Origin of the sequence: Streptococcus anginosus subsp. whileyi MAS624, assembly GCF_000478925.1 — a bacterium.
Classification (GTDB): Bacteria; Bacillota; Bacilli; order Lactobacillales; family Streptococcaceae; genus Streptococcus; species Streptococcus whileyi.
Map to the genome: position 1 here is coordinate 175,852 of NZ_AP013072.1, position 12,099 is coordinate 187,950.

Annotated in this window: 14 protein-coding genes; 3 read left to right on the top strand and 11 right to left on the bottom strand. The window is 35.1% G+C overall.

Going from position 1 to position 12,099, the window contains the following annotated elements; genetic code table 11:
* Positions 1–34: 34 nt before the first annotated feature.
* Positions 35–859, bottom strand: a complete 825-nt coding sequence (locus ANG_RS00950; protein ID WP_003037103.1) for a Cof-type HAD-IIB family hydrolase — start codon at positions 857–859, stop codon at positions 35–37.
* A gap of 252 nt (positions 860–1,111) precedes the next feature.
* Between ANG_RS00950 and ANG_RS00955 the strand changes: the two genes are divergently transcribed.
* The gene (locus ANG_RS00955; protein WP_003037131.1) at positions 1,112–1,696 is read left to right on the top strand and encodes a DNA-3-methyladenine glycosylase; all 585 of its coding nucleotides are present in this window, start codon (positions 1,112–1,114) and stop codon (positions 1,694–1,696) included.
* A gap of 66 nt (positions 1,697–1,762) precedes the next feature.
* Here ANG_RS00955 and ANG_RS00960 read toward each other — a convergent pair whose 3' ends face one another.
* Both ANG_RS00960 and ANG_RS00965 read right to left on the bottom strand, forming a co-directional pair.
* Positions 1,763–2,932 carry a CynX/NimT family MFS transporter gene (locus tag ANG_RS00960; RefSeq protein ID WP_003037110.1) on the bottom strand — a complete coding sequence of 390 codons (1,170 nt, stop codon included), beginning with the start codon at positions 2,930–2,932 and terminating at the stop codon, positions 1,763–1,765.
* A gap of 64 nt (positions 2,933–2,996) precedes the next feature.
* Positions 2,997–3,518, bottom strand: coding sequence for a TetR/AcrR family transcriptional regulator (locus ANG_RS00965; protein ID WP_003037145.1), 522 nt, complete (start codon positions 3,516–3,518; stop codon positions 2,997–2,999).
* 170 nt (positions 3,519–3,688) lie between these two features.
* Here ANG_RS00965 and ANG_RS00970 point away from each other — a divergent pair, with 170 nt between their 5' ends.
* Positions 3,689–4,552, top strand: a complete 864-nt coding sequence (locus tag ANG_RS00970) for a cation diffusion facilitator family transporter (RefSeq protein WP_003037133.1) — start codon at positions 3,689–3,691, stop codon at positions 4,550–4,552.
* 1,082 nt (positions 4,553–5,634) lie between these two features.
* Here ANG_RS00970 and ANG_RS00975 read toward each other — a convergent pair.
* The 7 genes from ANG_RS00975 to ANG_RS01000 form a co-directional block, all read right to left on the bottom strand.
* Positions 5,635–6,900: a tyrosine-type recombinase/integrase gene (locus tag ANG_RS00975; protein WP_001019353.1), complete on the bottom strand. Its 1,266-nt coding sequence runs from the start codon at positions 6,898–6,900 to the stop codon at positions 5,635–5,637.
* Positions 6,901–6,996: 96 nt separating this feature from the next.
* Positions 6,997–7,260, bottom strand: a complete 264-nt coding sequence (locus ANG_RS00980) for a MerR family transcriptional regulator (RefSeq protein ID WP_000097742.1) — start codon at positions 7,258–7,260, stop codon at positions 6,997–6,999.
* A 78-nt stretch (positions 7,261–7,338) separates the two neighbouring features.
* Complete coding sequence (locus ANG_RS11260) at positions 7,339–7,896, bottom strand: hypothetical protein (RefSeq protein WP_231847263.1); 558 nt, start codon at positions 7,894–7,896, stop codon at positions 7,339–7,341.
* Between the two features lie 59 nt (positions 7,897–7,955).
* Positions 7,956–8,588, bottom strand: a complete 633-nt coding sequence (locus ANG_RS11265) for a replication initiation factor domain-containing protein (RefSeq protein ID WP_231847265.1) — start codon at positions 8,586–8,588, stop codon at positions 7,956–7,958.
* A gap of 318 nt (positions 8,589–8,906) precedes the next feature.
* Positions 8,907–9,653 (bottom strand): type IV secretory system conjugative DNA transfer family protein, encoded by a 747-nt coding sequence (locus ANG_RS00990; RefSeq protein WP_025271559.1) that lies wholly within the window; start codon positions 9,651–9,653, stop codon positions 8,907–8,909.
* Positions 9,654–9,666: 13 nt separating this feature from the next.
* Positions 9,667–10,134 carry a hypothetical protein gene (locus ANG_RS00995; protein WP_024053244.1) on the bottom strand — a complete coding sequence of 156 codons (468 nt, stop codon included), beginning with the start codon at positions 10,132–10,134 and terminating at the stop codon, positions 9,667–9,669.
* A 47-nt stretch (positions 10,135–10,181) separates the two neighbouring features.
* Positions 10,182–10,478, bottom strand: a complete 297-nt coding sequence (locus ANG_RS01000) for a hypothetical protein (protein ID WP_021002216.1) — start codon at positions 10,476–10,478, stop codon at positions 10,182–10,184.
* Between the two features lie 400 nt (positions 10,479–10,878).
* On the opposite strand from ANG_RS01000, the gene ANG_RS01005 reads away from it, so the two are divergent.
* Positions 10,879–11,643, top strand: a complete 765-nt coding sequence (locus ANG_RS01005) for a hypothetical protein (RefSeq protein ID WP_025271561.1) — start codon at positions 10,879–10,881, stop codon at positions 11,641–11,643.
* A gap of 34 nt (positions 11,644–11,677) precedes the next feature.
* On the opposite strand, the gene ANG_RS01010 is transcribed toward ANG_RS01005, so the two are convergent.
* A complete protein-coding gene (locus ANG_RS01010; RefSeq protein WP_000164875.1) occupies positions 11,678–12,013 on the bottom strand; it encodes a helix-turn-helix domain-containing protein in 336 nt (111 codons plus the stop codon).
* Between the last annotated feature and the right edge of the window lie 86 nt (positions 12,014–12,099).

Consider the following 12,099-nt stretch of genomic DNA (forward strand, 5'->3'; position numbering starts at 1 on the left):
TCAGCTTTTCTATTGTATTTTGGAAAGATAGCTGTTAATCTAAAACATATTGCTTTATTGCTTGAGCGACACCATGATTATTATTGGTGTGGGTAACGGCTGCAGCTTGCTCTTTGACTGCTTTAGGAGCATTTCCCATAGCCACTCCTAATCCGGCTAATTTCAGCATGGGGAGGTCGTTGAAATTATCACCAATTGCCATGACTTGCTGGAGAGGAATTTGGTAAAAATGAGCAATCTCTTGAAGAGCATTTTCCTTAGAAACCTGTTTAGCTGTAACTTCTAGATAATTCTCTTTGGAAAGATAAAAGGCTGTTTTAGGAAAATTTGTGTTTTGCAGAGAGTCGTGAAGATTTTGGATGGTGATCGCTTCACCTATCAGAAGAAGTTTGTGAATAGAAGTCCGCCCTTCTACAACAGAAACTAGAGATTGAAGGATAGGATTTTCACCGGTAATATCTGCTTCTTCCTGAACCCATTTGTCAATCTGTTCAGCAAACCAATCCTTTCCTGAATAGAGATTAATAGCTACAGCTGGAAACTTCTCTTGGACGAGCTTTAGCAGACAACGAACTTCTTTTTTATCCAAAGCGTGTTCCATTAAAATATCATAATTCTGAGGATTTCCTTTGATGACAAGAGCGCCATTGTAGCAAGCCAATGGAGTGTCAATGAGACCAAGTTGCTGTGCGATTGGCTCCATGCCAAGTGGTGAACGCGCAGATGCCAACACAAAAGGGATTCCTTTTTCCTGCAAAAGAGGAAGCTGTGTTTTTAGCTGATAATCAACTTGGTGTTGGTCATTTAAAATGGTACCGTCAATATCGCTTATGACAAGGCGGATAGGTCGTTTGTTCATAAAATTTCTTCCTTATAAGCATGATATCATTGTGGGGTGATAATCAGAATGTTCATTTTTCTTCTTTGTTATTATTTTAACACAAAAAAGAATTTTTGAAAGCGGTTTAGCTGTTTTCTATTAAGACAAATTTAAGCAAAACAAGGTATATTATAACTAATCCTAAAAAACTTTTTTCATCATAATCTCCTAAACAAAAAAGCAGTCTTTCTAGATTGCTTTTTTGTATGGAATTCATGTTATAATGAAATTATGTTATCAAAAGAATTTAAACATATCATGCAGACAGATACAGTCGCAACGGCTAAGTCCTTGTTAGGTATGCAATTGTGCTTAGACGGACAAGTGTTGGGACGAATTGTTGAGACAGAAGCCTATTTGGGAGCTAAAGATAGTGCTTGTCATAGTGCGCATGGCAGACGAACACCAAAAAACGAGTCTATGTACTTATCTGCTGGACACTGGTATGTCTATCAAATCTACGGGCATCAAATGTTGAATCTAGTCACAAGAGCTGAGAATGTCGCAGAAGCTGTCTTGATTCGAGCCTTGGAATTACCAGACGGTACATTGCTTGCCAACGGCCCAGGAAAATTAACCAAATTTGCAGGGATTAGCAAGGAATTTGATGGTCAAGATTTGACCACTTCAAGGTTGCAATTGGTAGAAAATGCTGTCCCGTTTCAAATTGGCTCGCGCTCTCGAATTGGCGTGACCTGTACAGATGAATGGCGAGCTGCGCCTCTAGGCTTTTATGTTATGGGCAATCAGCATGTTTCTAAAATTTCGAAGGTAGGTTTATTGCCAGATGCTAAGACATGGAAAATAGATAATTAAAAAAACAGAGTGGAGAAAAGAGTCCAACAACTGAAAAAGGTTCACTCTCCATTCTGTTTTTGATTTTTATAAAATTTTATCAGATTTCTCTACATAAAAGAGGGCAATAATCATAATGATTGTAAGAATGAGCAAGACACATATAGCAGGTAGCCAAGAATGGAAGAAATCGGCACTATAACCAAATAGAGCTGGTCCAAAAGCAGCTAGTAAATAACCACCTGTTTGTGCTAAGCCAGATAGCTGAGCAGTTTGTTCAGGGCTACTCGTTTTTGTTGAAAAAGTAACCATAAGATATGGGAAAAGAGCACTCACAGCTGACCCAATGAGGATATTGGCAATGAGCCAATAAAAGAAATCATTCGTTTGAATTAAGAGCATGCTAATACCAAGGACACCCGCAGCAGAGATAATTGCTAACATTATCATACGATGACGAGGAGACAGCCGTGTTGTCAAGCTAGGAATGGTCATTGAAAAAGGTAGACTAATCAAGTTAAAGACAGAGGCTAAAACTCCAGCAGAAGCATTTGAAATGCCGGCTTGTGTTGCCATAGTTGGTAGCCAGGTTAGGCAAGTATAAAAAAGCAATGATTGCAAGCCACCAAAAATAATAATAGCCCAAACTTTTTTATTTTTCCAGATAGAGTTACCTTGTTGCTCTTTATTTTTGTTCACTAAGAAATGGTTATAAGATGTATTTGGCAGCCAAATCAAAAATGCTAAAAGACAAACCATTGTCAAAAAAAGGACAAGACCTTGCCATGAAGTTGCTTTTGTTATCGGCACTGCAATAGAAGAAGCAATAGTGGTTGATAACCCCATAGAGGTTACATACATGGTTGTCAAGAGCCCAATCCGATGGGGTTGATTGGCTTGGATGACACTTGGAAGTAAAACATTAAGTACTGCAATGGAAACTCCAATGAGAATCGTCCCCACGTAAAGAAGTGGTAGATTAAAAATCCGAATGAAGGATCCAATGGTAAGCAGAGAAAGGACGAGAGTGAAAAGCCGTTCGAGCCCAATTTTGCTCGCTAAACGCGCCGAAAATGAAGAACAGAGAGCAAACATAATCAAGGGCAAACTGGTCAAAAGTCCAAGTGAGCTTACTGAAACATGAAGTCCACTAGCAATGTCCGTCAAGACAGTTGGAAGCGTTGTAAAAGGCGTCCGCAAAGCGACACCCACCATGATAATTCCTGGTAATAAAAAGATAGAATGTTGTTTTTTCATAAATTCTCCTAGAAAGGTTCTTAAAAAATTATACCATAGAGATAGCCAAAATTATAGTCCTATATTAGTGCATTAGCTCAAGATAGTAGGCTGTAATAGTGGCCTCGCCGATTTTATTTCGTTGTCCCAACCACCAAGTAACTGTTTCAATAAAAGTTGTCGTGACATAATTTTTTAAAAATGGTTCTGGTAGCTCAGACTTTTGTGCCAATAGCTTTTCACGAATGAGAGGAAAAAGATAATGCTCTAGTTCTAATTTTAAACGATTGGTAAAATAGATATTTTTTGATAATAATAAAGTGGCTATTTTATCTTGGTTTTTCCTGAAATGGTAAAAAATATGAGCTGTTGCGTCAAAAAGTTCGCTTGCTTGGTAGCGCTCAACAAACGTATGCTGGAACAAATCTTGGCACATTTCTTCAAGTAGTGCTTCTTTTGTCTCAAAATGAGCATAGAAAGTCGACCGACCGACATCTGCAAGGTCAATGATTTCTTGAACTGTGAGGGATTCATAACTTTTTTGATTCAAAAGAGTGAGAAAAGCCTGATAAATGGCTGCGCGTGATTTTTTAACTCGTCTATCCATCGTTTCCGAACAAATCTCCTTAAATGTACACTATCAAACGAAGCATTAGATTTGTTTCTTGTTTCCTCTGTTAAAATAGTAGATAATATAATTGAACAAAGTGTTTTGTTTTGAATACATTATACAATAAATAAAATCAAATCTCAATGTGCGATTAGAAGGAGACAATAATGAAATCAAGTAAAAATGTCTGGATTGCATTTCTGTTAAATTCTTCGTTTGCGATTATTGAATTTATCTTTGGAGCTCTATTTAACTCTAGTGCTGTACTGGCAGATGCGGTACATGATACAGGAGATGCCTTAGCGATTGGCTTGTCGGCGTTTTTTGAAAAGATTTCCAATAGACGAGATGATAGAAACTATACATTAGGCTATAAACGGTATAGTTTGCTGGGAGCTATGTTGACTTCTACCATTTTGATAGTGGGTTCTATTCTCATTCTGGTTGAAAATGTTCCCAAGCTGTTTGCGCCTGAACGGGTAAATTACGACGGTATGCTTACCTTGGGAATTTTTGCAATTGTAATCAACCTTGCAGCCAGCAGAGTGGTTAGCCATGGACATACACACAATGAATCCATTCTGAGTCTGCATTTCTTAGAAGATATTTTAGGCTGGTTGGCTGTGATCTTTGTATCCTTTATTCTTCGTTTTACAAACTGGTATTTCCTTGACCCATTGCTTTCACTCATCATTTCAACCTTTATCTTGAGTAAAGCACTACCAAAGTTTTGGGAAAATGTTCAAATCTTTCTTGATCACGTACCGAGCGATGTAAATCTGAATGACCTTTATGCAGAAATTCAAACAATCGAGAATATCCAAACAGTCACTCAGCTAAATGTTTGGACAACCGATGGACTAGAAAAATTTGCGATGATTCATATTTGCATGAAACATCCCGAACAACAAGCAGAAACTCAGCAGCTCATTCGCCAACATCTCAAAATGTATGGAATTACAAAAGTCACCATTCAGACAGACGAAAGTTTAGATGAGCACGAAGAATGCTGTATTGGTGAGCAACAGTGAGGGGTAAAGAGTTTAAGACAGATGTTTTAAACTCTTTATTTGTATGTTTTCTTTTTTATGATTGTTGAAAATCTTTTATAAATTCTTGTGATTCCTGAAAAATATAGATTTGTGTTATTTTAGGATATAAGGAAGAATTGTTAGAATGTATTAAAGAAGGACAAATCTTTGATATAATAAGCTTATCAAAAAGTATAGGAAATGATTAACATGAAATATATCATCTTTACAATTATGTCAACTTTGATGTTAAGTGTCTCTCGATTACTTCTAGCACATATTTCACAATCAAATCTATTTTTAATAGCCCCTATATAGTGGGTAAAATCCTATGCAAGAATATTCAAATTTTGTGATGAACTATTAGCGACATCTACATTTCTATTTAGTAGCTACATCATTTTTTTCATTTTGCACAGTAGTAGAGAAGAAAATTATTTTATTATTTCGATTATTATTGTTAGTTTAATTTATTGTATTATAGCTTGGGTTGGTATTGTGTTAATTATTGGAAATATTGTTTATCCCGTTAATGGCATTATCCCTCTTAAAAAATCAGAACTATCCACAGCTACATTACAAATTTATTCGCGATTACATTTATCAGATTTAGCTTTGGGAATACTAACGATTTCTTTATCTTGCTTAAGTCTAAATTTATATGTCAAATTAGGCGGTTATGTTGTTGGAATAATGCAGATATTGTTTACTTACTACAGTAAGCGACTGAACTATAACGCCTACCTTTTTACAGTCATAGCTTGGAATATATGGATAATTGTGTTTCAAATAATTAATCAATAGAACATTAATTTATAAGGGAAACGAAGCTTTATTTTTGGAAAAATGAAAACTTATCTGACTAATATCTAATCAGCTGAAAATTAGTTAAAATGCTATTTTTTTAAATAAAAAAGCCTCTGAAACGTTGATTCCATAGGCTTTTCTGATCTCAATTATTTAACTTCTGTAAGGAATACTTAAAATCTATTTTAGTTGTGACAAACCTTATTAAATCAAGGTTTATAAGCTATTGATTTGGATAAAACTGTCAGAGGTTGCCAAAAAGGTTGCCATGAATTTCATGAGGTTAGCTCCGCAATTTTATTTAAATAAATATCTACCGCTTGTGTTTGATTTTTAGGGGCAAGCTCGGCATATATGTCCATAGTAGTCTTGATAGACTTATGTCCCATACGAACCTGTAACTCTTTCCAATTCATACCAGCATTTAACATCATAGAAGCGTGTGTATGACGGAATAAGTGAAAACCATAGTCAGGTAGACCAACTTCCTGTAATCGTCTTTTGAGTGTCGCACGTTCATTCCTATCGCACATATAGTTTCCGTAAATAGTTGGGAAAATCAACTTACTTTTTGAAAGACCGTTCTTCTTGAAATAAAGATTCATTTCATCATGGAAGTTTTGAAGTTGCTCAATAATTTGGTACGGAACAGCTATTTTTCTATTGCCCGAATCAGATTTAGGAGTATTTTTACAAACAACCTTTCCTTTTAATCCTAACTTAGGTTTCGCATTTTTCCAAACAAGAGTTTTAGTGACTAATATTTCAGAACTTTCAAAATCAAGGTCATAGATAGTCAAAGCTAATAGCTCATTGATTCTCATTCCTGAAGCAAGTAGACTGTCGCAGATAACTTTAAATCGCCGATTAGCCCTAGTATTAGGTAAAGTATCAACGAAATTTAGCCAGATAGTTAAATCTTCATCATGAAGAACCATAATGCGTTTTTGATTGCTTTTAGGTTTTGGGGGAATTTTGATAGATTGAGCAGGATTATGCTTTAATTCAAAGTGTGTTATTCCAAAATCAAAAATATCACTTAATTTATGGGCAATAGCTCCAAAATCTTTAGCACAGCCTTTTTCAGCTCTTTTTATTCCAGAATCTACAGATTCTTTTGATTTTGTTGCAAGCTCATTAACCCAGTTTTGAATATCAGACGAAGTAACTTTATCAGGCTGATATTGCCCAAATTGGGGGAGGATATAGGTATCTAGATAGTTCCTCACTCGGTTTAGAGTGTTATCTGAGCTGACCCAAGTCTCGTAGTTGGAGAACCACAGTTCAGCTAAATCTGACAAGGTAGCAATGCTAAAAGTTTCTTTCCTTGTTGAACCACTTTCTTCAAAATCAATTTTAGCTTGAATAATTTTACGGTCTAAGGAGCGTAGGGTTTTAGCTGTTACGGTTGTTTTTACAGGTTTTCCAGTCTTTATATCTAAGCCTAGATAGATGCTCTTTGCTGAATAACTAATCTCGCCATTGTCCTTTACTTTCTTGAGGACGGTTTTTCCTTTATGGATAATTTTTTCTATATTCATTGCTGCTCTCTTCAATCAATCGAAGAATTGAAAAAAGCTAAAATAGATAGTATCTCACTTTCTTTTTTGATACTCCTATTTTAGCACATTTCACTTCTAGTTGTGGCTTAAAAACTCTAAAACAGTATCAATATGATAGTAAACGGTTCTAGTACCCTCAATAGGTGGTTCTAAACGTTTAAGACCTCTATTTTCCCATGACTTCAATGTATTTGGAGATATACTCAGTAAATCTAATAACTCTTTTTGAGTATAAATAATACCAGTTCTATTCTTTTCACTATTTAAATGTTTTAGTAGGTCAATAACAGTAAGAAGCATGAGTTCAATTTGCTTTAAATCAAAATTATTGCTAGACATACTATTCTCACTTTCTTTGGTAAATATAATTGAAATATGAGATAATAGCAGTAGGGGTAAGCTACTGCTTATCTCTCGCTAATCCGCAACATCACTTTTAGGCTTCTTGGCGGAATCTTTAGGAGTGATGTTGTTTTTTTGGTAAAAAATTTGAAAGGCATCTTCAAGAAAATCTTCAAAATTAAATTTCTCAAGTTCCCTACTAAATTTATTTAACCATAACCCTACGTCTGGGTTGGGGGTGTAGTTGGTCTCATACTCTTGAATGAGCCTGATGATGAAGTGATTGCGGGCTTGAGTGCCCCAGACTTTTTCAATTTTCGTTAGAAGAGGAAAGAGTCCACTACCCTTCATTAAATATGAAATGGTTGATAAAAGGTCATTGTTACGAGAGTTTAAAGATTCAAGATCTGGGAAGATGCCAGCCCCTTTAAGTAAATCACTAGTGAATTGCAACGGTTGACCAGTCTCTGCATCATGGAAACAATATTTATCAATCATTTTGTTGACAATGAGTTTACTCAAATCTTGAGGGTTATCAATATCAAGAAGTAAGGTTAGTATTTGATTGCTATAAGTTCCTTTGTAAGAAGCTTCCATACGTACCCAAGAATTGCAATACTTAGTTAAGTGCATATAGCGACCTTGATTGTCTAATTGTTCCTGATACTTGTTATAGATACGCAGCAGAGCATTTACATTCTTTTTTTGCTACCGATATACATCGTTTGCGCTTGACCATTTACTTCTTGAGCGCTGATGTTAGAAATATTTTTACGTCCCTTATGATTAGTAATGATATATCGCTTGTTTTTCAGCCCTTGATACAGGTCATTGACAGACATTGAATAATTAAAGTAATCAACAGCAAGGTCAATACGAGAAAGGCGCAAATCATAATAGTCAGTATATAGCAATTGTGCTATATTGTGGATGTCAACTGCTTCACTATAATAGTCTTGATAGGAGGCTTTATAGTGAGACAAAGCCGATGCAGAAAATTTCAGGATAATGCCCATCGTGAAATCCATCTCATGCCATGCAATGGCAAAATAATAGGGCAAATGTTGAAAGGTAAAGCCATTTGTATAGCCTGCTGGCGGGGTTTCCAGTGGAACATAATTTCCAAAGAGAACTGGGAGGGATAGCTTTTCTGCTACTGTTTCAGACAGCGATAAAGCAAATTGATACCAATTATCTGGGTATTCTCCCACAGTATCTTCTGTCGGTTTGATGACAAATGTAGCTTCATCGACACTGGTCATAATGACTGGGTTACGGTCGTTATCTTTTTGAAGATATTTTTCAATTTCATTTCTACAAATCATTTTATCTTCTTTCTATCCGCCTAAAGAGTGAAAGTTAACTGGGCGGTAAATATTGTTTTGGTTAACTATTTATTGTAATGTAGCAAAATTCCTATGCTTTTATTATTCCACAGTTTTAGGAGGTAGTCACCCTAAATAAAATGTTGTAGAATAACGTTGATATAACAACTCTTTAAGGCAATAGAGTATAGTTTCCCTAAAGTGGAATTTGCAAAGCTTTAAAAAACAAGGTCAAATGGAACGGGGGTCTTTACATGTCCCCCGTATAACAGCCAGCTAAAGCTGGCGAGACAGTAAGCCAGCGTTTCCGCCGCAAGGCTACCCCTCGGCAACTGTCTCATCAGAATAGAAATAGCGGTCTGAACGATTAACAGCTTCTCGAATCAGGTTTTCTAAAGGAAGCATGTTATAACTTGGTACAATGATGTGACGACTATCTTGCCCATCTACCTTCATGTATCCTACACCTCGAGGGTTGTTTCTCACAATATTTTCTTTTTCATCTGAGAAGAGCATTGAGACAGTTTCCTTCGAGAGTTTGCCTAGTGCAATCACTGTACCTATCGAATCCCTTGATAGACCAAGTGAACTTTTATGAGCATCTTGCTGCGAAATAATTACATAGATTCTAAAGGAACGTCCTAGCTGAATTAAGCGAGTATAGTCTTTAATTGCCTGCTCACGCTCCTTTTTGTCAAGGCTATTTTGCCACGCATTAAACTCATCAAAACAGATAACAACAAATTCTCGTGATTTATCAATTCCTTTTTGACGATTTTCTAAAATGTTCAAGCCAATTTTTAATATGTCTGATACAGAATCAAAACGCTTAAAAGTTTTGCAGTCATTTAAAAAGGCAAAGTCAGAATCAGCCTTATAGTCCGCAATAAGGAATGGGGATTTTGGGTAACTATGAGCAAAACGAGCTAAGAAAATTTTTGTCGCATAAGTTTTTCCAGAACCACTGGAACCTACCAATAGAGCATGGGGCACACGCTCCACGGGTATATCCCAAAAGAATGGAGCCCCGTAGTCATATAGGCTTGCATCAAGAAAACATTTCATGTATAGTGCCTTTCTAAATGTAGGAAAAAGACATTTGGAGATTAAGGTAATATTGATTGTTATACCGTAAAATTTTTCCAAATTGAGTGTCAAATTGCAGTCTGTGTCCTTTGTCGGACCAGCTTTCATAGGTTGTAGATTCAGCTAGGTATTTGCTAAACTGTGTTAAAAAGACTTGTTGGATATAGCTTTCTTCTTCTTCATCAACAGGCTTCTTAGATAGCATAATAGGAAAACTAACAAGGTAAGAACGATTGTCATTGCTACTTTGCAAAAATCGAATGTAGCGACTATCAAAAAGAAGTTTTTGACCTGAAACAGTGGCGCTTTCTTCAATTACCTGCTCAATATCTGCTGTGATTGCTGGGAGGTTTAACTGAAGCATCTGAGCCTGTCTCTGCTTTTCGATAGTTTCACTAATCCTAAGAGCTAAATAAAGAAATCCAGTAAATAAGATAATTAGCCATGATATAAACGACATATAACAATTCCTTTCTATGGATAAGGGGAAATACTCCCCACTATCCATTAAACAAGTTCAATAAAAGCAGACTTAGCTTTTACTGAGAGTGCAGCACGATTCCCATTGGTATATGCAGTGATAGAAACATTCTCTAGAACAATTTCGACTTTTTCATCAAACAAAGTTGCAAAGTCAGATACATTAACCATATCAGCCTTGATATTTGTTTGATTGAACCGACCGTCTGGAGTTCGTACACCGATAGTTAATTGGGTTTGACCAGTGCTGAGACCAGAAGTAAAATCTTTTACTTCCGATGCGCCGATAAGACGACCTTGTATTGTTGTTTGTGTAGCTTCCACAGGCTACCTCTTTTCTAACCGTTTTATTAAATACATCAAAAAATTCACGGCTTTTCAAATTTATTGAAGGTATGTATTAGTGTGTGATAGCTATCTCACATTATTATTGTATAAAAACTAAAAAAATATGTTTACCTAAGAAATGCTATATTTTTGATATAATCTTTTTTGTTTAAAAATTAGGAAACTGTGGAATTTTTGATGAACTCATAACCCCTTGTAAATACTGGATTATAAAGACTATTATTTAGAGATTAAAAAAACTATAATTTAGCATGATAGAGTTTAATCAAGCATCATTATTTTTTGAAAACGTTTTACCCTAAAAGCTTTCTCCCTTCTTGAAATCTCTATATTTTATGTGATAAAATAAGATACTTTAACTTTAGGAGATGTTTCTATGAAAAACAAAATTAAAATAGAAGAACGTATGTTAGTTACAGTGACTCTCAATTTGATGCACAAAATGCAAGATTTTCAAGATTTTAAGAAAGAACAAGGTATTAGCGGAGATTATGAAGCCAAAGTCGCTTATCTAGTAGAGAACTTGCACGTACATGAAAAAACGGCTGAAAATTTGTTGTCTGGAAAGGTTGTGTCTCATAATAACTATTTAGAAATTTTCCCCTCGTTTGATTCTGAATCAAATGGTGATAGGCAAACAAAATTAGAAAAATTTGCCGAAATAATCTCGAAAGAAATTGAGAACGGAGATGACAATACTGTCAAAGAGGTAAATAGGATACTTTCTGATAGGTTAGATAAGTTAGATTTAAAAAAAATAGTCAATGCGACATTTATCCAATCACTGGAAAAATCCAGTCAGTCTAGTTTAAAAAGCCTAAAAAATCCAAGCAAAAGGACAAAAACTTTGGATTATGCTTGGGTCATCTGGAATAGCTTTTTTTATGACTATATTTCTAAAAGAGATGATCAATATCAAATATTTACTAAATTTAATGTAATAGAAAAAGCAATGGACTACCTCCCTTTAATCGAAAAGATTTTTGAATCAGAAGAAAATCTAGAGGTATTTTGTCAAGTAGCTGAACGATTGGATTTGTTTAAGATAGTTGATGAATATGAGGATTGGGAGAATATGGAAAAGTTTATTAAATCGGTTCAATCACGAAATGGATTTGATAATTATATAGATATAAAATAAGCATGTAAAAAACCAAGTCGTTTTTCGACTTGGCTTATTTTATCTGTTTCAACAATATTCTGAGGGCTTTAATAGTAGGCTCTCTTTTTTCTTTTGGGAGATTTTCAATATCTTCAATGAGTTGCACAAATTCCTTGCCTTTATTCTGATTTTCAATATTGAAAAAGGTATTCACGTCAACTTCAAGTGCTTGCATGATTTTTTCAATGGTTTCTATTTTAACGTTTAACTGTTTATTTTCTAAACGGTAAATGTAATTGAAACCTAAATCAGCTTTTTCTGCTAGATATTCTTGAGTCATTCCATTCTTCAGTCTTAAATGTCTGATTTGTTTAGCAACAAACTCTCTTAAATTCATATTTTTAGTCATGATAGCACCTCTTAACTATCATACAAGTTTCTTTTAATTAAAATACCACCCATTAAAGACTGAATTTTTAAAAATAATATAATACT